The organism is Nocardia uniformis NBRC 13702 (assembly GCF_001613345.1).
Classification (GTDB): Bacteria; Actinomycetota; Actinomycetes; order Mycobacteriales; family Mycobacteriaceae; genus Nocardia; species Nocardia uniformis.
Genome location: NZ_BDCE01000040.1, coordinates 39,892 through 62,481 on the forward strand (window position 1 = coordinate 39,892; position 22,590 = coordinate 62,481).

Annotated in this window: 14 protein-coding genes; 8 read left to right on the forward strand and 6 right to left on the reverse strand. The window is 67.3% G+C overall.

What is annotated here, in order from left to right:
* Positions 1-58: 58 nt before the first annotated feature.
* Together NU1_RS11605 and NU1_RS11610 are read left to right on the forward strand one after the other, a co-directional pair.
* Complete coding sequence (locus NU1_RS11605; protein WP_067520212.1) at positions 59-625, forward strand: TetR/AcrR family transcriptional regulator; 567 nt, start codon at positions 59-61, stop codon at positions 623-625.
* Between the two features lie 292 nt (positions 626-917).
* Positions 918-1,478: a DUF1254 domain-containing protein gene (locus NU1_RS11610; protein WP_084521198.1), complete on the forward strand. Its 561-nt coding sequence runs from the start codon at positions 918-920 to the stop codon at positions 1,476-1,478.
* Here the strand turns inward: NU1_RS11610 and NU1_RS11615 are convergent.
* The 3 genes from NU1_RS11615 to NU1_RS11625 all read right to left on the reverse strand — a co-directional run bounded on the left by NU1_RS11615 (position 1,462) and on the right by NU1_RS11625 (position 2,716).
* Positions 1,462-1,782, reverse strand: coding sequence for a hypothetical protein (locus tag NU1_RS11615; RefSeq protein ID WP_067520214.1), 321 nt, complete (start codon positions 1,780-1,782; stop codon positions 1,462-1,464). The two genes, NU1_RS11610 and NU1_RS11615, sit on opposite strands and share 17 nt — an antisense overlap.
* Positions 1,779-1,985, reverse strand: a complete 207-nt coding sequence (locus NU1_RS11620) for a hypothetical protein (protein WP_157552109.1) — start codon at positions 1,983-1,985, stop codon at positions 1,779-1,781. The genes NU1_RS11615 and NU1_RS11620 overlap by 4 nt, the downstream gene beginning before the upstream one ends.
* A gap of 224 nt (positions 1,986-2,209) precedes the next feature.
* Positions 2,210-2,716 carry a MarR family winged helix-turn-helix transcriptional regulator gene (locus NU1_RS11625; RefSeq protein WP_067520218.1) on the reverse strand — a complete coding sequence of 169 codons (507 nt, stop codon included), beginning with the start codon at positions 2,714-2,716 and terminating at the stop codon, positions 2,210-2,212.
* 72 nt (positions 2,717-2,788) lie between these two features.
* Between NU1_RS11625 and NU1_RS11630 the strand changes: the two genes are divergently transcribed.
* From NU1_RS11630 to NU1_RS11645, 4 genes are all read left to right on the forward strand, one after another.
* Positions 2,789-3,286, forward strand: a complete 498-nt coding sequence (locus NU1_RS11630) for a cupin domain-containing protein (protein WP_067520220.1) — start codon at positions 2,789-2,791, stop codon at positions 3,284-3,286.
* A gap of 130 nt (positions 3,287-3,416) precedes the next feature.
* Entirely contained in the window at positions 3,417-3,833 is a 417-nt protein-coding gene (locus NU1_RS11635; protein ID WP_067520222.1) for an acyl-CoA thioesterase, read from the forward strand.
* Between the two features lie 161 nt (positions 3,834-3,994).
* Complete coding sequence (locus tag NU1_RS11640; RefSeq protein WP_067520224.1) at positions 3,995-4,480, forward strand: hypothetical protein; 486 nt, start codon at positions 3,995-3,997, stop codon at positions 4,478-4,480.
* Between the two features lie 30 nt (positions 4,481-4,510).
* Entirely contained in the window at positions 4,511-5,473 is a 963-nt protein-coding gene (locus NU1_RS11645) for an MvdC/MvdD family ATP grasp protein (RefSeq protein ID WP_067520226.1), read from the forward strand.
* Between the two features lie 331 nt (positions 5,474-5,804).
* Here NU1_RS11645 and NU1_RS40255 read toward each other — a convergent pair whose 3' ends face one another.
* The 3 genes from NU1_RS40255 to NU1_RS11655 form a co-directional block, all read right to left on the reverse strand.
* On the reverse strand, positions 5,805-6,056 hold the full coding sequence (locus tag NU1_RS40255; protein WP_084521199.1) for a helix-turn-helix domain-containing protein: 252 nt from the start codon (positions 6,054-6,056) through the stop codon (positions 5,805-5,807).
* 81 nt (positions 6,057-6,137) lie between these two features.
* Positions 6,138-7,769, reverse strand: coding sequence for an ABC-F family ATP-binding cassette domain-containing protein (locus NU1_RS11650; RefSeq protein WP_067520228.1), 1,632 nt, complete (start codon positions 7,767-7,769; stop codon positions 6,138-6,140).
* A 317-nt stretch (positions 7,770-8,086) separates the two neighbouring features.
* Positions 8,087-9,427 (reverse strand): cytochrome P450, encoded by a 1,341-nt coding sequence (locus NU1_RS11655; RefSeq protein WP_067520230.1) that lies wholly within the window; start codon positions 9,425-9,427, stop codon positions 8,087-8,089.
* Between the two features lie 255 nt (positions 9,428-9,682).
* Between NU1_RS11655 and NU1_RS11660 the strand changes: the two genes are divergently transcribed.
* Together NU1_RS11660 and NU1_RS11665 are read left to right on the forward strand one after the other, a co-directional pair.
* Entirely contained in the window at positions 9,683-19,828 is a 10,146-nt protein-coding gene (locus NU1_RS11660; protein WP_067520231.1) for a type I polyketide synthase, read from the forward strand.
* Entirely contained in the window at positions 19,825-22,590 is a 2,766-nt protein-coding gene (locus NU1_RS11665) for a thioester reductase domain-containing protein (protein ID WP_245720065.1), read from the forward strand. Before NU1_RS11660 ends, NU1_RS11665 begins: the two co-directional genes overlap by 4 nt.

Below are 22,590 nucleotides of genomic sequence, written 5' to 3' on the forward strand. Positions count from 1 at the left end.
CGGGGTGCGTGCACTGTTTCGGTGCACGGACCCCGCACAATCGGTTTCGGAGGAGTCCATGCCCAAGGTCAGTGACGACCACCTCGCCGCCCGGCGCGGTCAGATTCTCGACGGTGCACGCAGCTGCTTCGCCGAGTACGGGTACGAAGGCGCCACGGTACGTCGACTGGAAGAGGCGACCGGTCTGTCTCGGGGCGCGATCTTCCACCACTTCCGTGACAAGGACGCACTCTTCCTAGCCCTCGCGCAGGAGGACACCGCGCGGATGGCCGAGGTCGCCGCCAACCAGGGCCTCGTGCAGGTCATGCGCGATATGCTCGCCCGCCCCGAGGATTTCAATTGGCTCGGAACCCGTTTGGAGATCGCGCGCCGCCTGCGCAACGATCCCGAATTCCGCGCCCACTGGGAGCAGCGCTCCGAAGAACTCACCAATGCCACCGTCGCCCGTCTGGAACGCCGCAAATCCGAGGGCGCGCTGCGCGACGACGTCCCCACCAAGGTCCTGCTCGGCTACCTCGACCTGGTTCTCGACGGCCTCGTCGCCCGAATCGCCTCCGGTCACGCGGGCGACAATCTCTCCGAGGTCCTCGATCTCGTCGAAGCGTCGGTGCGGCGCAAGAACTGAGCGCCGGGCCGGCGGGCCACCCGGGCCGACCCGAGAGAAATCCGCACACCTAACCGCCTCGGCGCCGTGATTCCCAGCAGCCCAGGAGGGTTCGACCGCTGCGGTCGAGTTCGCGGCGTTGAACGCGAATACCTCTTCCGCATGGGCGGTAGGAATCCGATCCGACTGCCCCTACCTACGATGACACTTACCGCAATCAGACAGCAACCTCTATGCGGCCGTTCTGAATCCAACGCGTTGATAGCTTCGGTAAGCAGTTGAATTTCAGATTGGGATCCACGATGGAGGCCACATGAGCGTGTTGTCCAGTGATCTGCAAACCCTGAGCTATGAAGCGTATGTCTACCTCTACTCGCTGGTGACGATGGATGTCACTCGCCAGCAGCAGACCAACGCTCCGGCCGATTCCACCGCGGGCTTCGGACCACCGAACCAGTTCCACCACCTCCGCCGGTTCCCCGACGCCGATTTTCGCGCGGTTGTGCGCCCGAACTTCGACACGCTCTACTCCTCGGCGTGGCTGGATCTGACGCGGGGACCCGTCCGAATCCATGTTCCCGACAGCGGTGACCGCTACTTCATGCTCCCGATCCTGGACGCGTGGACCGATGTGTTCGCGAATCCGGGGAAGCGGACGACCGCCACGGCGGAACAGGACTTCGTCGTCGTCGGCCCGACCTACCACGGTGACCTACCCGCGGATGTCTCGGTGATTCGTGCTCCGACCCATCGCGCGTGGATGATCGGCCGAACCCAGACGAACGGTCCGGCCGATTACGCGGCGGTCAACAAGTTCCAGGACGGATTGCGGATCACCGAACTGGCCGGGTTGCAGCTTACCGGCCAAGCCTGATCAGCATTACCGTGAGCACCCAATCCAGTGCCTCAGCATCAAGATTGCCAACTGGCTCGCCGAGTCCGGCCGCCGAGACCACCGACAAGTCATAGAGGCACACCACGTCGCCGGTGTCGCCGATCGGGACCGCCATCAAATGCAGGGTGGACAGCACTTCCCGGGCGGGCTTCACCGCGGCGATCAACTTGCGCCGTCCGCGCAACGGCGGAAGATCGGCGTCCAGGACGACCACTCGGCGTTCCTCGGCGCGCGCGACAAGTCCGGCCAGCGGCCGGATTTCGCCCTGTTTCGGCTCACTCATGCGTCGCCGCTGCTGCCGCCCTGGCCGTAGATCGCTTCGTGTAGCTCGCCATCGGAGACCCCGGCGGCGTCCAGTGCCCGATAATCCTCGGCCATCATCTTCTCGAGTACGGCTTTGCGAATGTACCCGGACACATTGCCGTCCGATGCCGTGCGGAGTTGCTGGGCCAGCCAGTCCTCCATCGTGATGTTCAACCTAGCCATACAGCCGAGGATACAGCGACAGAACTGTATTGGGAGGCAGTCGACCCGCACTTGACCCGCCTCAGCGCGGCGATTCCCAGCACCCCGGGCCCGACCGGGTATCGAACTGGCTGCCCGCACCGGGCGGTCCGCTCGGCATCACCATGCGGCTCTACGCACCGCGCGTCGAGGCTCTCGACGGAACCTGGGCTCCGCCACCGGTCCGCAAAGCACTCTGACCCGCGTCAGCGATCCGATTCCCAGCGGTCCAGCAGGATTCGACCGATCCGGTCGAGTTCGCGCCGTTCGTCGGCCGATAGCACCGAGAGCATGCGGGTCTCGTTCTCGGTGTGGGCGACCACCACCTCGTCGACCAGGGCGCGTCCCTTGTCGGTCAATGCCACTCGAATCGCCCGCCGGTCCCCCGCATCCGCGATCCGGCGCACCAGTCCGGCCGATTCCAAACGGTCCAGGCGTCCGGTCATTCCGGCCCGCGACAGCATGATCGTATCGGCCAGCGCCGAGGGGTTGAGCTCATACGGCTCTCCCGAACGCCGCAGTGTCGCAAGCACATCGAACTCTCCGCGCTGTAGCCCGTACTCGGTGAACACCGCGTTGATCAACTGTTCGCCCACCACCATGAGCCGCCCGAGCCGCCCCAGGACGGCCATGGCCTCCAGGTTCAGGTCGGGTCGCTCCCGCCGCCACTGCGCCGCGATCGCGTCCACCGGATCCGCATTCTTCTCACCCATGGACAGGATTCTATTCGCTGCGATATAGTTTGGTAGCGAATTATTTATCACCGAACTACAACGGAGAACGCCATGAGCACCAGCCCGCAGCAGGCCGCCATTCGCTACCCCGCCGACGCGGAGACCCTGGGGACCGAGTCCGCCACCGTGCGCCTCCTCCTCGATTCCTCCGAAGCCGGCGGAGTCGCGAGCACCCTCGAAGTCACCATGGCCCGGGGCGCGGATGGCGCGGCGCCGCACTATCACACGCGCTCCGATGAGCTGTTCTATGTCGCCGAGGGCGAATTGCAGGTCATGGCGGGCGATCAAATCCTGACGGTCGGCACCGGCGGGTCGCTCATCGTTCCCAAACTCATGCCACATGCCTTCGGCGCCACGCCCGACAGCGGAGCGAAAATCATGATCGCGCTCATGCCGGGGGTCGAACGGTTCGAGTACTTCCGACTGCTGGACCGGATCGGCAAGGGCGAGTCCACCTTCGCCGACCTCGCCGCCGCCCAGGAAGAGTTCGACAACTGGTTCGTGGACGCGCCGCAGTGGTGGCAGGAGCGCAACGCCAACCGCCACTGACAGCCCCGTACGCAACGCGCGATCTCGGAGCGACCGCGGCATGCCGAACGGTAACCAGACAATCGCCGATTGTGCGCCAGACCACCGTCCATACTGGAATACCGCTCAGTAGCAACCGGTTCACGCAGTTATGGCTTTCTCTGTGCCCGTCACCGTGCGCGGCTACGAAATCGATATCAACGGTCACCTGAACCAGGCCGTGTACCTCCAGTACGCCGAGCACGTCCGCTGGGAGCTGCTGCGCGCGGCCGGGACACCGGGCGACAAGCTGGTCGCCGCCGGTATCGGACCGGTGGTACTGGAGAACACCATCAAGTACTTCAAGGAACTGCATCTCGGCGATGAAGTGACCGTGAGCTGCGAATTCGTCTGGAGCGAAGGCAAGGTCTTCCGCATGCACCAGGAGATTCGCAAACTCGACGGAACCCTCTCGGCGACCATCGATGTGGTCAGCGGCGTGCTGGACCTCAATACCCGCAGACTTATTGCCGATCCGCGCGCAGCGTTCCGCGATCTTGCCGAGAACCCGGAGGTCCTGGGCGTTTGAGCCGCCGAAAATCTTTCGGCCATAGCGGTTTTGCGGATAGTCGATAGGCGTTTGCCGGTATGCCTGAAATCTTTCGTTGCGAACCGAATAGGCGACGTCGCGGGATATGATCCAGATCACGCTCGGCTCCACAGCAAATCCCGAGCAGATCGGAGATCAGCATGACCGGCGCCCTTCGTCCACCTGTTTCAGCGCCCCTGGGGACCGCCGCACCGCCCGCCGCTATCACCGCGCCACCCCTACCCGGATATCTGGTCGATGCCAGTGAACGCGAGATCAGCGTGCGCGTCACCGATGGCATCTGGACCTTTCGCTGGGCGGATGTCCTGGCACTGACCGAATGCGACCTCGAGGCGCCGGGCCAGCGAACCGATGACGCGCGGCCGGTACTGGTGCGGGTCAGGGAGGGGACCACCGCCGATTTCACCCAGCGGCGGCGCATTGCCCTTATCGATCGTCCGATGACCCTCCCACAGGACCACACCCCCACCCGGGGTGATGAACAATTGGCGAGGCTCACCGAAAACTGGGCGCGCCGAATGGATCTCACCACTCGCCCCGGCGTCGGCGGCGCGACCATGACCTGTTGCCAGACCCGTTCGCAGCACGGCAGCGACGACGGCACCGCTTGCGACAGCCTCGACTGACGAGCTCGCGCTCCGACGTCTGGCGATAATATGGCTGCCCTCGCAACGGGTTCGGTACTCATTGTCACCGAAGCCGACGACCTCCACGGCGACGCGCTCGCCACCACCCTGCGAAACCAACACGGACTCAGCCCGATTCGCCTCGATATGCGCGACTTCCCGCGCGAGAACGGGACTTTCCGACTCGCCAGCGACGGCACCACCCGCAGTCTGTCGCATGTCATGGGCCTCGACGATGTGAACGCCGTGTGGTGGCGCCGCCCACAGCCATGTCTGGTGCCCGGCAGTTCCGAACGCACCGAGGACCACTATCGACAGGCCGAATGCGACGGGTTCCTGCAGGGCACGCTGTGGTCGATTCCCGCCCTGTGGGTGAACGATCCGGGGGCCGACCGCACCGCCACCCGCAAGATCGTGCAATTGGAGACGGCCTACCGCGCCGGCTGCGCCATTCCGGAAACGCTCATTACCAATGATGTCGATGAGGCGCGCAGCTTCATCGCGTCGCGCCCCGGCCCGGTGATCTACAAGCGCACCGGTACCGGGCGCGGCGCGTTCACCGAGACCCGTATCGTCACCGCCGCCGATCTGCACCGGCTACCGACGATCCGCCACTCCCCCACCACCTTCCAGGACTATGTGGCCGCCGAATACGACCTGCGGGTGGTGTGGGTGGACGGTATCGAGTGGGCGGTGCGCATCGACTCGCAATCCGGCGTGGGATGGGTGGATTCGCGATTGGACACCTCGGTCGGTTTCACCCCGGACCGGCTGCCCGCCTCGGTGAGCAAGTCGCTGAGCACGCTCATGGGCGCGCTGGGACTCACTTTCGGCGTCATCGACCTGCGGGTCGGCCTCGATGGCGAGTACTACTTCCTCGAGGTCAACCCCCAGGGGCAGTTCGCCTACCTGGAGATCAAGACCGGGCTGCCTATCTTCCACAGCCTGGCCAACCTACTGGTTCTCGGCGACGGCACCGTACTCGATCGGTGAGCAGCCAGCCGCAGGAGCGTGGCTACTCCCACTGAGATTGATGGCCCGATGCCGCTCCGTCATCCGGCCTGTTCGCTCCCGTCATCCCGGCGTGTTCTTGGCCGGGATCCACACCAGCAGTAGCCCAGCCGTTTTCGCTGGATTCCGGCCAAAAGCATGCCGGAATGACGGGTTGGGACAGCATGCCGGAATGACGGGATCGGACGGTGGCCGACCACCGAGACGCCAAACCTCCAGGGAGCCGAACGATTTCACGACTGGGCGGGTCGCGGCGTGCGAATCCCACACGCGTCGCCTTCGATCGCGGCGTCGCGTTCCGTCGTGAAATCGCCTACTTACCGGACGATTTCGCTGTCGACTTGCGCCGGTTCGCCCCACCCCGACTGCGGAGTTGCACATGCGACTCCACCAGCACGTTGTGAATGAAGCCGTACGAGCGCCCGGTTTCCCGGGCTAGGGATCGAATACTCGCCCCGGCCTCGTACTGCTTCTTGAGCTGGGTTTGCAAGCGGTCCCGCGACTTTCCCGTGACGCGAGTGCCTTTACCCAATGCGGCCTTACCCTGTGCGGGCCTGTCACTCATGGCTTCCTCCGAGTCGCCCTGCAGCCTCTTTCCAGGCTAGACACTCAGAGTGCCGTGATCAACGCTTCTGTGTGATGGGAATCACGCCAGCTGAATCAGTTCGAGATATTCCTTCGACCAATGATCCTCGGTGCCGTCCGGAAGCAAGATCACGCGCTCGGGGTTGAGGGCCTCCGCGGCACCCGGATCGTGGGTCACCAGGACGACCGCGCCCGCATAGCTGCGCAGCGCGTCGAGGACCTGTTCCCGCGAGATCGGGTCGAGGTTGTTGGTGGGCTCATCGAGCAGCAGTACGTTCGCGGCCGAGGACACCAGACCGGCCAGGGCGAGACGGGTCTTCTCACCACCGGACAGCGTGCCCGCGGGCTGCTCCAGCTGCGGACCGGAGAACATGAACGCGCCGAGCAGACTGCGCAAATTCTGTTCGCCCGCATCGGGAGCCGCGTGCCGGATGTTCTCCCAGACGGTGGCGGTGTCGTCGAGGGTGTCGTGTTCCTGCGCGAAATAGCCGACCTTGAGGCCGTGGCCGGGTTCGAGTTCACCCGCCGTGGGGACCTCGACGCCCGCGAGCAGGCGCAGCAGGGTGGTCTTACCCGCGCCATTGAGCCCGAGGATGACGACGCGGCTGCCCCGGTCGATGGCCAGGTCCACGCCGGTGAAGATCTCCAGCGAGCCGTAGAGCTTGGTGAGGTTCTTCGCCATGAGCGGGGTTTTGCCGCACGCCGCCGGTTCCGGGAAGCGAATGCGCGCCACCCGGTCGGCCACGCGGATATCGTCGACCTCCGACATCATGCGCTCGGCGCGCTTGAGCATGTTCTGTGCCGCAACGGCTTTGGTGGCCTTGGCACCCATCTTGGCGGCCTGCTGCTTGAGGGCGGAGGCCTTCTTCTCGGCATTGGCGCGTTCGCGGCGACGGCGCTGCTCGTCGGTGGCGCGGGCGTCGAGGTACTTCTGCCAGGTCATATTGTAGATATCGGCCTCGCCGCGCACGGCGTCGAGGAACCACACCTTGTTCACCACGTCGCCGAGCAGTTCCACATCGTGGGAGATAATGATGAGGCCGCCGTCGTGGTTCTGCAGGAATCCGCGCAGCCAGGTGATGGAGTCGGCGTCGAGGTGGTTGGTGGGCTCGTCGAGCAGCAGCACGGTATCGGATTTGCCGCCGGAACCGTCGGAGGCGGCGAACAGGATGCGCGCCAATTCGATTCGACGACGCTGGCCACCGGAGAGGGTGCGCAGTTCCTGCGCCAGGACGCGATCGGGCAGCCCCAGGCTGCTGCAGATGCGCGCCGCCTCGCTCTCGGCGACATATCCGCCGAGCGAGGAGAACCGTTCCTCCAGCCGCCCGTACTTGCGGATCGCCTTATCGCGCTCGCTCTCGTCGACCACCTCGGCCATCAGCGCCTGCTGCTTCTCCATATCGCGGAGCAGCTTGTCCAGGCCGCGGGCGGAGAGCACCCGGTCGCGGGCCAGCACGTCGAGGTTGCCCTCGCGTGGGTCCTGCGGTAGGTAACCGAGATCACCGGACCGAATGACCATGCCCGCATACGGCTCGCCCTCCCCCGCGAGGATGCGCAGCGTGGTGGTCTTCCCGGCACCATTGCGACCCACGAGGCCGATCCGGTCTCCGGACTGCACCCGCAGCGCCGGGCCGGGCGCTGTCAGCAGGGTGCGGACTCCGGCCCGGACCTCCAGGTCGGTCGCGGTGATCACAAAAGTCTCCTAGGCACGAGGCGGGTGGCAAACGTTTCGATTGTGCGTCCCCTCGACACACACGAACCACCCATTTTACGGGCGCGGATGACGAGTCGACGAATCGAGCACACCATCGGCTACCGCGTGGAGCCGATGTGCCGCCACCGCGCTGCCTTCCGCGGCGGGGGCCGTCGCGCCTCTCGCCTGGAGGTGCGCCGATGTTCGCCTGTGCCAGTGCCGGATTCGGGCCGCAGCCGTGGGCCTCCCCCGCGAATCCGGGCATGGCGCGAATCACTGTCGAAAATTGCTGCGCTTTGGTCACATCGGGCCTGCGGTCAGCGTGGCAGCAGGGTGATCCGGGCATTGTCGGCCGGGCTGAGGCCGGTGTGGAAGCGGCGTGGGGGTTCGACCGGGCCGGAATTCGTGTCGATGCGGCGGTGTTCGAGGACGGTGCGGAAGAGAATTCGCGCTTCCGCGAGGGCGAACTGGGCCCCCAGGCAGCGATGCGGACCGGCACCGAAGGTCAGCCACAGGTGCCCGTTCGGTCGTTCGTCGAGGAAGCGTTCGGGACGGAAGGCCATCGGATCCGGGTAGTGCTCCGCCGATTCGTGAATCAGCAGGATCGGAACGATGACGATGGCGCCTTTGGGGATGTGCACACCGTTGATAACGGTGTCGCGCAGCGCGCGTCGTCCGGTGAACGGGGACACCGGCCGCAGCCGCATCGTTTCGGCAACCACGGCGTCCAGATACGCGTCGAGCCGGGCCCGGTCGCCGGAGTCGGCCGCCGCGTCCACCTCGGCCATCACCTCGGGGTGTCCGGCCAGCATGGCGGCAATCCAACCCAGTGTGATGGCGGTGGTTTCGTAGGCGCCCAGCAGAATGCCGCGCAGGTTGCGGGCCAGCGCGGCGTCATCGTGCTGATCCAGGTCGGTTCCGACGTAGCGGGACAGCACATCTCCGCGGTCGTTCCCGTAGCCCGGATCGGACCGGCGCGCGGTGATCTCCTCGATAATGACGGTGTCGACATCGGCCTGACGGCGGCCGAGCGGCGGGTACGGCGGTGTGTAGCCGCCCAACAGCGGCGTGAGCAGGGTGACGGCGAGGAAACCCCGACTTTCGATCTCGCCGAACCAGTCGCTGACCGCCTGCTTCAGCCGGTCGGCGCGGGCCGGCGCGACATCGCCGAAGACGACGCCGAGCAGGACACCGATGGCCAGGTCGTAGCCCATCGTCAAGAATTCGATCGGTTCACCGACCGGCCAGGTGGGCAGTTCGCGCCGCACTACCTCGACCATGAGGTCCTCGTAGGACTCGAGGGCCCTGTGCTGGAATGACGGCGCGAACAGCTTGCGCTCGCGGCGATGTTCCTCGCCGTCGAGGAAGATCAGCGTCTGCTTGCCGAACATCCGATCGTGGCTGGACAACCGGCTCAGCACCTGGCCGATCGAGAAGTCGTCACGATGGGCGAACAGTTCTCGTACATCGTCCATATCGTGAGTGACCAGCATGGTGGGAAATCCCGGCGGCGCGATGACGAACCGTTTTCCGAATTCCAGCAGGGGCGACGAGTGGGTGCCGGGGCGCAGCAGTCCACCGAGCTGCCCGTAGTGGCGGGGGCGTAGTCGCGGGAGTTGACGCAGCGTTATCGGCGTGGCTACCGGGGTGTGTGACACCTAGCCATCCTCACTGCTGACTCGACGCCTGGCAAACGCGAAATCACCGCAGCCACAACGGGCTTCGAAGGCTCGCTGCCCCTATTTTTAGGGGCGCGCGGTCCGCGGTTTCGTGCTTGCCGACGTCCGGCGCGAAAGCGTAAACATGGCTATCGTGGGCGCAAATCAGCCGCAAACACGCCCCCGCGATTCCTCGGACACCAGGGGAACGACGACCACCCGCATCTCGAGTTTCACTGGTAGAGGATGTAGTTCGTGCGCAACACTTTCGTCGAAACGCTGTTCACTCAGGTCGAGAATCGGCCGACCGAGTTGGTGTACCGGTTCCTGGACAGCGGTGATGTCGACGGCGTAGTCCGCGAAATGACGTACGCGGACCTGGGCGTCCGTGTACGGGCGATCGGGGCCGCACTGCGGGATTCGTTCCCGCAGCGGGATTCGGCGCCGCGCCGGGCCTTATTGCTGTACCCGGCGGGCCCGGAGTTCGCCGAGGCGTTCCTCGGCTGCCTCGCGGCCGGTGTGGTCGCCGTGCCCGCGCCGCTGCCCGAATGGGACAACCGCTCACTGCGCCGGTTGCGGCGCATGGTCGCGCACGCCGAGGTCGATGTGGTGCTGGCACCACAGCGGGTCGTCGCGGATTCGGCGGCGCTGTGTACCGAGATTCCCGAGCTGACGACGGTGCGCTGGCTGGCCACCGACCAGATCCCGGGCACGGAGGCCGCGCAGTGGCGGGCACCCGACCTCGCCCCGGATTCGGTCGCGTTCATCCAGTACACGTCCGGGTCCACCAGCGCACCGCGTGGCGTCCTGCTCACCCATGAGAATCTGCTGCACAACCAGGCGGCGCTTGCCTCCGGGCTCGGCCACGACCGCGCGTTCGCCGATTCCTGGGACGGTGCGCTGTTCGCCAGTTGGCTGCCGATGTACCACGATATGGGCCTCATCGCGCCACTGCTGCATACGGTCTATCTCGGGGCCAATTCGGTGCTGATGTCGCCGCTGCATTTCCTGCAGCGCCCGGAGCGCTGGCTGCGGGCGATCTCCACCTATCGCGCCCACACCAGTGGCGGCCCCAACTTCGGCTACGAACTGTGCGCGCGCAAGGTCACGCCGGAGCAGCTCGATGGGCTCGACCTGAGCCGGTGGCGGGTGGCTTTCAACGGCTCCGAACCGGTGCGGGCCGCGACCATGCGACGCTTCACCGACGCTTTCGGCGGAGCCGGGTTCCGCGCCAAATCCCATCAGCCGGTCTACGGTCTGGCCGAGGCCACGCTGATCGTGACCGCGTCGTCCACCAGTGCGACGCCCACGCTGCGTGAGGTCACCGGGTCGGCGGGCCGCGCCCGCACTATCGAACTGTCGGGAGTCGGGCGACCGGCCGAGGGCATGTCGATCGCGATCGTCGACCCCGAGCGCGGTGTCGAGCACGCCGACGAGGTCGAAGGCGAAATCTGGGTGGCCGGAAACAGCGTCGCCGCAGGCTATTTCCAGGATGAGGAGGCCACCGCCGACGTCTTCGGGGCGATGCTGGCCGGTGACGATCGCCGCTACCTCCGTACCGGGGACCTCGGATTCCTTTCCGGTGGCGAGCTGTTCGTCACCGGCAGACGCAAAGACCTGCTGATCGTCGATGGCCGCAATCACTACCCGCAGGACCTCGAATCGACGGTCGAGACCGCGCACGACAGTATTCGGCCGGGCTGTATCGCGGCCTTCTCCGTCGATCTCGGGGCGAGTGGCGAGCAGCCGGTCGTGGTGGCCGAGGTGCGCGCCGATGATCCCCTCGAACTGGCCGCGATCGAGAGTGCGGTACGCGGCGCGGTGGCGACCGAACACGGGCTCACGCTCGCGACGGTACTGCTCATTCGTCCGGGCACGGTGTTCAAGACCAGCAGTGGGAAGATCCAGCGTTCCGCGTGTCGTGCGGCGTATGTGTCCGGTGAGCTCCTCGCGCTGTCGGCGGGTCCGCTGAGATCGCCGGAGGACGAGCTGTCCGACTTCGAACCGACCACGGCGACCGCGGAACTGGCAGACGCCACCGCGGATGGCCCGTCGGCGGAGGCGATTCGATCCTGGTTGGTGACCGAGATCGCGCGGCAGGCGGCATTGGATCCGGAACGGATCGATGTACATTTGCCGCTGGTCGAATTCGGTTTGGGCTCACACGATCTGGTGGAACTGGTCGTCGACCTGTCGGATTTCGTCGGCCGCTTCATCGATACCAATGTGTTCTTCGACCATCCCACGATCGACGGTGTGGCCACCGTACTGGCGCCCGCCGCGCCGATCGAGCTGGGCGCGGCCGCTACCGAGTCCGCGGCCACGGACCATGGTTCGGACGACGTCGACGACCACGCGGACGATGACGCGATCGCGATTTTGTCGATGTCCTGCCGGTTCGCAGGTGCGGCGGATTCCCCCGAGGCCCTGTGGCGGCTGCTGGACGGCCAGCGCGACGGGCTCTCCGAGGTGCCCGCGGGCCGCTGGGATATCGACGGGCTCTACGACCCCGATACCTCCGCGACCGGTAAGGCGTACACCTTCCGTGGCGGATATGTCGACGGCGTCGATCGTTTCGACGCCGCGTTCTTCGGTATCGGCCCGCGCGAGGCCGCGGTCATGGATCCGCAGCAGCGGATGATGTTGCAGCTGAGCTGGGAGGCGATCGAGCGGTCGGGACGCGATCCGCGCACCCTGCACGGCAGTACGACCGGTGTATACCTCGGCGTATACGGCACCGGCTATCTGGCCGATCCCGCGCCGGAACAGCTGAACGGTCAAGTGGGAACCGGACTTTCGCCGAGTGTGGCATCGGGTCGCATCTCCTACACGTTGGGGCTGCACGGTCCGGCGGTCACCCTGGACACCGCGTGTTCCTCGTCGATCGTCGCCATGCATTCCGCGATGGCCGCGTTGCGCGCGGGTGAGTGCGATCTCGCCCTCGCGGGCGGTGCCACGCTGCTGATGTCACCGATCGCCCATATCGAACTGTGCAAACTGGGCGTGCTGTCGCCGTCGGGTCGGTGTGCGCCGTTCTCCGCGGCGGCGGATGGCACGGTCTGGGCCGAGGGCGCCGGGCTGCTGCTGTTGAAACGGCTCGGCGATGCGCGCCGCGACGGGGACCGGGTGCTCGCGGTCATCCGTGGTTCGGCCGTCAATCAGGACGGCCGCAGCCAGGGTCTGAGTGCCCCCAATGGCGCGGCCCAGGAACAGGTATTGCGATCGGCGCTGCGGGTCTCGGGTCTGACGCCGCACGATATCGACTATGTCGAGGCGCACGGCACCGGAACGGCACTCGGTGATCCGATCGAGGCGCGCGCGTTGGCGCGGGTGTTCGGGCCCGATCGCGATCCGGCGCGGCCGCTCGGTATCGGGTCGTTGAAATCCAATGTGGGACATACCCAGGCGGCGGCGGGCGTGGGCAGTGTCATCAAACTGGTGCTGGCCCTGCAGCATGAGCGAATTCCCGCCACCTTGAACGCTAGCGTGCCGTCCCCGCACGTCGATTGGGAACGCAGTGGGGTGGCGGTCGCGGCCGAATCGATACCGTGGCAGCGAGGCGATCGGCCGCGTCGTGCCGGCGTGAGTGCCTTCGGCCTCAGCGGTACGAACGCGCACCTGATTCTCGAGGAGGCTCCGGCCGAGCCCGCTGCGGCATCGGGTACGCCGACCGACCATACGGGTGTTGTGCTGCTGCCGATTTCGGCGCGCAGCACAGCGTCGTTGCACGGTCAGGCCGAACGGCTGCTGGAGTTGGTGGTCGCCGATCCGGGTTTGGAACCGGGTCCGGTCGCACGTGCACTGGCGTTGCAGCGCACCCAGTTCGAGCGGCGTGCGGTCGTGGTGGCGGCCGATCGCGATGAGATGGTCGGCGCGCTGCGCGATCTGGTGGACGGCCGGTCGTCGGCGAATGTCGTCGTCGGTGCCGGTGCGGTGCTCACCAACGCCAAAACCGCGTTCGTCTTCCCCGGGCAGGGCACCCAGTGGGTCGGCATGGCACGCGATATGTTCGCGCGCTCCGCGGAGTTCCGCACCGAATTCGAGCAGTGCGACAAGGCTTTCGGTGCCCACACCGGGTGGTCACTGGTGGACCGGTTGACCGCCATGACCACGGCGGATCTCGATGATTTTCCGGTTGTGCAGCCGCTATTGTTCGCGACCATGGCCGCGCTCGCGGCCACCTGGCGGGCAGCGGGCGTTATCCCCGATGCGGTGATCGGACACAGTCAGGGCGAGGTCGCCGCCGCCTACTGCGCCGGTGCCATCGAATTGAGCGATGCCGCACGGATTATCGCCACCCGCAGCCGCCTGTTGCAGGGCGTTCGTGGCGCGGGTGCGATGGCGATTATCGGGCTGTCCGAAGCCGAGGTCGGGCACCGGCTGGCGGCCTTCGACGGCCGAGTGTCTATCGCGGCGGTCAATGTGGGTCGTTCGACGGTCGTGGCGGGTGAACAGGTCGCGGTCGAGGAACTGGTGGCGGAGCTGGACCGCGCGGGCGTCTACACCCGGCTCGCCGGGTCGGGTGCGGGGTTCGCCGGGCACAGCAGGCTGATCGAACCCATCCGCGAGCCATTGGCTGTCGAACTGGCCGGGGTGGCGGCCTATTCGCCTGTGACGCGCTGGTATTCGACGGTAACGGGCGAACCGATGACAGGCGGGCCGATCGGTCCCGACTACTGGTATCGCAATGCCCGCGACACCGTGCGGTTCGCGCCCACGATCGAGCGCATGATCGACGACGGATTCCGGTATTTCGTCGAACTGGGTGTGCATCCGTCGCTGACCGCGGCAGTGAAGACGGTGGCGGAGGAGCGTGCGCGCGAGGTGGTGGCGGTGGGTTCGCTGGTGCGGGACCAGGACGGACCGACCTGTCTGGCCAGGGCGCAGGCCGAACTCTACGTCGCGGGTCACGAACTCGATTGGACCGGTCTGGTTCCCGAGTACGGGCGAGTGGACCTGCCCACCTACGCCTTCGACGAGCGCCGGTTCTGGACCGAACGAGTCCACCGCGATACCACCGCGCTGGGACTCGACGACGTCACCCATCCGGTACTGGGAGCCGTGGTGCCGCGGCCGGATTCGGATGGTGTCCTGCTGACCGGCCGGGTATCGCGTCGGCTACAGCCGTGGGTGGCCGATCACGCGGGTCCGAACGCGGTACTGCTGCCCGGTGCCGCATTCGTCGAATTGGCCGTTCGCGCGGGTGACGAAGTGGACAGCCCGGTGGTGCGAGAGCTGGTGGTGCGCGCCCCGATGCTGGTTCCCGAGCGCGGAGCCTTGCAGATCCAGACGGTGGTCGGCGGCGCGGACTCCGAGGGTCTGCGGACGGTGCGTATCTACGGCCGCGACGAGCGGGACCGGGATGCGCGGTGGACCCTCCATGCCGACGGCACCCTGGCCGACGAATCCGAACCCGCTGCGGCGCAGTTCGATTCGTCGGTGTGGCCGCCCGCGGACGCGGAGCGAGTCGATGTCGACGGGCTGTACGCCCGGCTATTCGCACGCGGGCACCATTACGGTCCCCTGTTCCGCGCGATGCGCGCGGCGTGGCGACGCGATGACGAGATCTACGTGGACGTCGAACTCGGCGAATCCGCACACGGGGATGCCGCGAAGTTCGGTATCCATCCGGCACTACTGGATGCGGCCTTGCACGCCACCGCCCTGTTCGCCGCGGACGGCGAACACGCGCTACTGCCCTTCGTGTGGACCGATGTGGCACTGTGGGCCTCAGGCGCGACCGCGCTGCGTGTCCGACTCACCCGATCGGGTACCGACACCATCAGCATGTCCGCGACCGATCGCGGCGGACGCCCGGTGGTGTCGGTGAGTTCGGTGCTCCTGCGACCGGTCGCCGCCGCGCAGTGGGATGCCGCAGCGCTGATGCCCGCCTACCGTCGTCTTTTCCACATGGAGTGGTCGGAGCTCGCCCTTCCCGTGCCGACCCTGGCACGCACGGTGTGCGAGTGGGATTCCGCCGAGGCCGGAACCGCCGACGCCATCATTCTGCCGGTGCCGGCGGGTGATTCGCCGGAGCAGGTGCACGCCACCACTCAGCGCATACTGGCCACGCTGCAAACAATTCTCGGCGACAGCCGCTTCGAGCACACGACGCTGATCGTGCGCACCCGCGGTGCGGTGGCCGTCTCGCGCGATACCGTCGCCGTATCCGATCCGGAGATACCGAATCCGGCCGGTGCGGTCGTGTGGGGGCTGGTGCGCTCGGCACAGTCGGAGAACCCGGGCCGAATCGTACTGATCGATACCGCCGATACCGCCGTGGATTTCGGTGCCCTCCTCGAAACGGGCGAACAGCAGCTGGCCGTACGGGACGGCGTCGGATTCATTCCACGGCTGGCCCGGCTGCCGGAGACCACGGGGCGCACACCGGAGGGCCGGGTATCACTCGGGGACGGCGCGGTACTGGTAACCGGTGCGCCGGGACGACTCGGTTCGGCACTCGCCCGGCATCTGGTCGACGCCTACGGTGCCCGCGACCTGGTGCTGGTCAGTCGCCGCGGTATCGAGGGGCCGGGTGGCCGGGAACTGCGCGATGACCTCGAGCGCCGTGGTGCGAGTGTGCGATTCGCCGCCTGCGATATTACCGATCGGTCGGCGCTGGCCGGGTTGCTCGACGGTGTGCCGCTGGCCGGTGTGGTCCACGCGGCATGCGTCCTCGACGACGGCGTACTCGGTTCGCTGACACCGGAGCGGCTCGACCGCGTCCTGCGCCCGAAAGTCGATGCGGCGCAGTATTTGCACGAGCTGACGGCGGATCGGGAGCTGTCGATATTCGTGCTGTTCTCCGCGGCGGGCGGATTGTTCGGCACACCCGGGCAGGCCAACTACGCGGCGGCCAACGCCTATCTCGACGCACTCGCGCTGCGCCGTCGATCGCTCGGTCTGCCCGCCCAATCCCTGGCCTGGGGCGCGTGGGAGGTCGATATGCACGACCACTACGCACCGGCCGATATTCGGCGTATCGAGCGCGCGGGTATCCGCACCTTCTCGGTACAGCAGGGCATGGCCTGCTTCGATGCCGCGCTGCGGCAGGGCGATCCGATACTGGTCCCCCTGCTGCTCGATACCGATGTCCTGCGTCGTGCGACGGGCATCCCGCCGCTACTGCGCGGACTCGTACGCCGCGTACCGCGCCGGGCCGTCGCCGACGTGCCGACCGTCGACGCGGCGGCGGAATCGCGCTTCGCCGAACAACTTCGATCGGTTCCGCGCGCGGAAGCGGTCGCCCTGACAATGGCCGCCGTGGCTGACTGGACCGGGCAGGTGCTCGGTCATACGGGCACCGAGACGGTCGCGGCCGAGGAGACCTTCCAGAGTCTGGGCCTGGATTCACTGATGGCGATCGAACTGCGCAACAAGGTGCGCGAGCACACCGGAATCTCGGTGCCGCTCGGCACCATGCTCGCCGAGCAGAATCTCACCGACCTCGCCGACTATCTCGTCGGAGAAGTGTTGCGGCACAGCGAACCCGAAGGGCCGGATATGGTGGCCGCGGAGGCGCCGGAGGTCGAGGTACTGCCGGTGACCCGGGATATGATGCGGTTGCTGCGGACCGAACAGCTCGGTATCCCGAGCGCGGCGCAGACCGGCGGTGTCGCCGTGCGACTGCCCGCGCCGATCACCCGGGAGCAACTGACGCAGGCGCTCACCCGACTGGCCCGCCGACATGCCGCACTGCGCACCACCATTCGGCCCCACGCCGAACACGGGCGGCAGCTCGAGATTCGACGCGAGCCGGGCGACCTGGCCGGTTGGCGCGACCTCGACCACCTCGATGACGCGGCGGTACAGGAGCATTTCCGGGAGCTGATGGCGCGGCCGTTCGACCTGGAGACGGGTCCGCTGTGGCGCTTCGAGCTGCTCGATGCCCCCGCCGCCGATCAGGTCCTGCTCTTCGGCGCACATCACGGCATGAGCGATGTGCAGTCGATGCTGCTCGTTGCGGGCGAGCTCGCCGCGGACCTGTCCGGTGTGCGACTCGATGACACCGTCACCAACCGCGACATGCATCAATTGCTTGCCGCACAGCCGAATAGGCGTGACGCTGCCGATGGCGCGGCTAACCGATGGCGCGAGGCCTTCGCCGGAGCCCGCCGACTCGAGCTGACGCTGGCGCGTCCTCGTCCAGCCGAGCGCAGCTACCGTGCGGGAGCCATCGCGCTCGATATGCCGGCAGGACTGCACGACCGGGTCGCCGACCGGGCTCGCGACCTGGGCCTCACCCCGGCCGCGATCTTCCTCGGCGCGCTGGCCATCGCGCTGGCGCGGCGACAGCGGATCGACCGATTCGCCGTGGCGGTCCCGGTCGATACCCGCATGCATGCCGACGCGACCGATGCCGTCGGGTATTTCGGTCTGCCCGTGCCATTCCCGGCCGCCGTCACCGCCGATGATCTGGTCACCGATGTGCTCCGTCGCACCGGTGAACGGCTGCGGACCCTGCTCGCGCCCGGTGCGGGCTTCGCCGACGCGCTCGCCGCACTGGCGGCCGCCGACCTGCACCGCGATAACGCGCCGCTGATCGAGGTGTACTTCAACTACCTGCGCGCCAACTCCGCCGTCACCGCCGCCGAGGTGGTGCCGGTGAGCACCGGCTACTCCGATCTCGATCTCATGGTGGCGGTGCTGCCGGATACCGGCCAGGTGTGGTTCACCTACAACAGCGACATCATCGACCCGCGATCCTGCGCCGAGTTCGGTGCGGACTACCTGGCAATGGTCGAGGCAGCGGTCGCCGATCCCGGAGCGCCCGCCCGGCCCGAAACGGCTGGACAGCAGCCGGTTTCCGGTGTTCGTACGGCACTGGGTGCGACCTTCGCGCTGGGCAGGCTGCCCGAGTTGCTGGTGGCGGCCGCGGCCGCCGCGCCCATCACCGTCACGGAAGCCCCCTACCACCATGTGCTGTCCTGCCTGCGCGACCCGTCGGGCGTCTTCGCGCAGCCCTCGACGGACCTCGCCATCGTGCTGCTGCGCGCGACCGATCTGGAACGGTTCGGCACGATCTCCGACGACCTGCTCACCGAACTCGCCGCCGACTATCCGGCGGCGGTACGCGAACTGGCCGAGCGGACGCGCAAACCGGTCATCGTCGGCATTCTGCCCACGGCCGCACCGGACGAACGGCTGTCGGCGTGGGAGCGGCTCATCGCCGAACGCCTGCGCGAGACTCCCGGCGTTGCCGTACTGGAGCCGCGGGATTGGACGCGACACCATGTGGTGGACAATCTCTTCGACGACCGGACCGAGGTCCTGGCGCATCTGCCCTTCTCCGCCGAATTCCAGGCGGCGGTGGCGCTGACCCTCATCGCGACCGCCGACGCCGTCACCGAGCCCGCACCGAAGGTGATCGCGGTGGACGGTGACGACACCCTGTGGGGCGGTACGGCGGGCGAGAGCGGTTCCGCCGCTGTGCTGTTCGATGCACCACGCCAAGTCCTGGCCCGGCGGCTGCGGCAATGGCGCGCGGCGGGCACCGTGCTGGTGCTGGTGACGAACAACGACACCGATATCGTCGACGCGGTCCTGAACCGGCCCGACAGCCCCTTGGGCAGGGACGATTTCGCCGCCATTTCGGCGGGTTGGGGCGGTAAACCCGAGCGATTGGAGGAGGTCGCACGCGCACTGGGTCTGGGCCTCGACACCTTCTGCTACCTCGACGACAACCAGGTCGAGGTGGCGCGCATGCGCGCCCAGCTGCCCGAGGTGCTGTCGGTGACATGTCCCCCTGCCGATGAGCTCGAATCGTTCCTCGGCCGACTGTGGCCGATGGTGCCGATCGCGACGACAGCCGAGGACAGTGCCCGAGCCGACTTCTACCGGCAGGAGCAGGAGCGCGACCATGCCCGCGCCACCGCGCAATTCGCGGCTTTCCTCGATCAGCTGAACCTCGAGGTCGACATCGAGCCGCTCACCGATGCCACGATCGAGCGCGCACGACAACTCGTCCGCCGAACCAACCAGTTCACCCTCGCCGCCGTCACCGTCGACGATCTCGACCGCTGGCGCGACGCGGGCGAGGTGTGGACCGCGACGGCGCGTGACCGCTTCGGCGACTACGGCCTGATCTCGGTCCTCGCCCTGCGAATCGACGCCGACAGCCTGTGGATCACCGGCTGGCAGCTCAGCTGCCGCGCCCTCGGCCGCGGCGTCGAGGAACAGCTCCTGGCCTGGGTGGCGGAAAGAGCCGATACCCTCGGCTGCGCAACGGTACAACTGGCGGTCGAGCGCACCGCCCGTAACGAACCCGCCCGGCGACTGGCCGCACGCCTGCTCGGGGGCACCTCCGACGAGGAGGGCCTGGACGTGTCGGTCACACCGGAACGCCTGCGGCAGTTCCGGTCCTGGGAGACGCAGGCGAACGACGAGAAGGTGACCGGGTGACCAGCCCTGAGGAGCGGATGGACGACGAACCGACAGTGCGCAACCCGGCTCTGGACACGCCTGCTCCCGACGCAGGCGCGCATCCCGAGCGGACAGCTATCCGGGACGCGGCCACGGACCGAAGCACCCAGGATGTGCGGTCAGCGGTCCGAAGTACGACGGTAGACCGTCGAGTGCGCGGCGAAACCCTCGAACGCGGCGCGGCCGGAATGGATGTCGCTGCCTTGCTCGCCCGCACCGCGACCGTGAACCCGGCGGCCACCTGTCACGTGGAAGGCGAAGCCGTCCACCACGGCACCGCAGGACCAGGTGTCGTCGCAGCAGTGGACCACACCGGCGGTGCGAGCGCGGCCGCAGACCGCCGAACGCACGGCGACAACCCGGTATATCGCTCCGGCGGACATGATGTCGCGGCCGTTCTCGCCCATACCGGCACCGCACCATTGGTCGAGCCGCAGCCCGCGACGAGGGCAGTCTCCGGGGAGTGGGACGCGGATTCATTGGCGATGGCGATCACGGCGGTAGCGAATCGTTTCCTCCCGGCGTCGATCGACGCCGATACCGACTTCTTCGACGCGGGCGGAACCTCCCTCGCCGCAGTGGAATTGGTCGCGGCGCTCGAGCGCGAGCTCGACATCCACCCGGATCTCGACACGGTGTTCTTCGATGCGCGCCCGCGCAGGCTGGCCCACCGTTGGCTGGCTGATCACCCGGAATCCGCACCGGCGCGGCCGGAGTCGGAACCTGCCGCCGAAACGGACGCCCGCGCCCAATCCTCGCCCGCTGCCGACGGCCACCCGGCACTCTCCGCTCACACCAGCGGCCAGCCCCGGCTCTCTGCTGACAGCAACGGTGGACCACGACCTTCCGGCGCCACGAACAGTCGACCGCAACGTACCGCTGACACCGCAGGTCGGCCACAACCCGCCGACGATCGACCGCGGCCTTTCGTCGATACCGATGACCTGGCCCAGCTTTTCGCCGACCTCGCCTGGGCGGACCGGCTGCCGCTGGTGGCTGCGCCGGAGCGGGTCGCGCCGCGCCGCATCCTGCTGACCGGGGCGACCGGCTTCCTGGGTAGTCACCTGCTGCTCGACCTGTTGCGGCACAGTCAGGCCCATGTGGTGTGTCTCATCCGCGCTGATGACGATCAGGCCGCCGCCGGGCGGCTGGAGCACGCGCTGCGCCGCTTCGCGCTGCCGTGGTCACGGGAGGTGTTACGGCGCGTGACGCCCCTCGCGGGGGATCTGCGCGAACCCCGGCTCGGATTGTCCGATGAGCGGTGGAACTCCCTCGCGGCGGAGGTCGATTCGATCGTCAACGCGGGCGCTGCCGTGGATTTCCTGCGCGGCTATCCGTCGCTGCGCCGGACCAATGTGCTCGGCCCGCTGACGCTCGCCGAGCTGGCCTGCACCGACCGGCCCAAACCGGTGCACCACATCTCGTCGCTGGCGGTATTCAACGGATCGGACGCCACCACGCTGAGTGAGGACGAGCCGACCGCCAATGTCACCGCATTGCCCATCGGGTACGACCGATCCAAATGGGCGGCGGAGGCCGTGCTGCGCCGAGCGGGTGAACACGGACTGGTGGTGACCATTCTGCGCCCGGGTGGAATCGGCAGCCATCCGGACACCGGTGCGCACAATCCGCGTGATCTCAATGCCGGAATCACCGCGGCGCTCATGCGTTTCCGTACCGTGCCGGGCTTCCGGTACCTCAATGCCGCACCGGTGGACTGGGTCAGCCGGGTGGCAGCGCAGATCGTCGGCACCCCGAGCGCCTGGGGCCACACCTATCACCTCACCGGCGCACCCACCTCGCTCGAACAGATTGTCGCCGAAACCACGGTGGGCGGCCTGGGTATTCGCGTGCAGCACTGGGAGCAGTGGTGCGAAGACACGGTGCGGGCGATCAAGGACGGGCCGGTGCCGGAATTGGAATCGCTGGCGCAGGTCCTGCAGAGCCCCGCGGCCCGAACACAGCTCGCGGCAATGGTGACCGCACCGCCCGCATCGGCCAGCCGCACCGACGCCTTCGTCACCGCTCAGGGTTTGCCCGCCCCCGCCACCGCCGGTCCGGCGGCACGCGGGAAGATGCTCGCGGCCATGGCGGGTTCGGGGCCGCAGCCGGGCGAGGACCCCTATCTGCGGTTCCATGAAACACTCAGCGGAACAGTAGGTCCCGTAGGCGAGACCGCCGACGTGCCCTGTGATCTCCGACTGACCCTGTCCGTCGCCAGCAGCGCCCAGGTGTTCAGCGCGCGAACCCTCGATGTCAGCGGTGCACTCACCTGCGCCCAGTTGCACGATGAGCCGCTCACCGTCAAGGGTACAGCGATCGTCCGGCCGCACGACGGCATTCCGCTGCGCCACGAGACACGGCATCCGATCATGCATTACCAACTGACGCTGCGTGATTCGTCCGGCGGCACGTGGTGGGTGGAGGGATACAAGTTCGCCGCGGCGCGCAGGCGCATGGTGCGTCAACTCGGTACCCAGGTGATCGAGATCGGCCGGACCGGCGAGCCCGCCTCATACGCCGGCGAGGTCGCGGTACCGATGCACACCTACCTGCCCGACCAGATCGACGGCATCGAGATCGATTCACGATTGTCCGAACGGCAGCAGCGCCTGGCGAAACTGTTGTGGCTGAGCTGGTTCGGCAGTCAACTCGGAAAGAGCCTGCTGGAACCGGTACTTCGAGTCGGGACCGACCTGCTGGATCTGCGACGAGCCATGCGTAAGGAGCACCGCCGGTGA

What these genes read in the sequence shown, in the direction of transcription:
- NU1_RS11615 (WP_067520214.1), bottom strand. Translation starts at nt 1,782, where the DNA reads ATGAGTGAGCCGAAACAGGGCGAAATCCGGCCGCTGGCCGGACTTGTC.
- NU1_RS11610 (WP_084521198.1), top strand. Translation starts at nt 918, where the DNA reads ATGAGCGTGTTGTCCAGTGATCTGCAAACCCTGAGCTATGAAGCGTAT.
- NU1_RS11635 (WP_067520222.1), top strand. Translation starts at nt 3,417, where the DNA reads ATGGCTTTCTCTGTGCCCGTCACCGTGCGCGGCTACGAAATCGATATC.
- NU1_RS40255 (WP_084521199.1), bottom strand. Translation starts at nt 6,056, where the DNA reads ATGAGTGACAGGCCCGCACAGGGTAAGGCCGCATTGGGTAAAGGCACT.
- NU1_RS11625 (WP_067520218.1), bottom strand. Translation starts at nt 2,716, where the DNA reads ATGGGTGAGAAGAATGCGGATCCGGTGGACGCGATCGCGGCGCAGTGG.
- NU1_RS11640 (WP_067520224.1), top strand. Translation starts at nt 3,995, where the DNA reads ATGACCGGCGCCCTTCGTCCACCTGTTTCAGCGCCCCTGGGGACCGCC.
- NU1_RS11645 (WP_067520226.1), top strand. Translation starts at nt 4,511, where the DNA reads ATGGCTGCCCTCGCAACGGGTTCGGTACTCATTGTCACCGAAGCCGAC.
- NU1_RS11620 (WP_157552109.1), bottom strand. Translation starts at nt 1,985, where the DNA reads ATGGCTAGGTTGAACATCACGATGGAGGACTGGCTGGCCCAGCAACTC.
- NU1_RS11630 (WP_067520220.1), top strand. Translation starts at nt 2,789, where the DNA reads ATGAGCACCAGCCCGCAGCAGGCCGCCATTCGCTACCCCGCCGACGCG.
- NU1_RS11605 (WP_067520212.1), top strand. Translation starts at nt 59, where the DNA reads ATGCCCAAGGTCAGTGACGACCACCTCGCCGCCCGGCGCGGTCAGATT.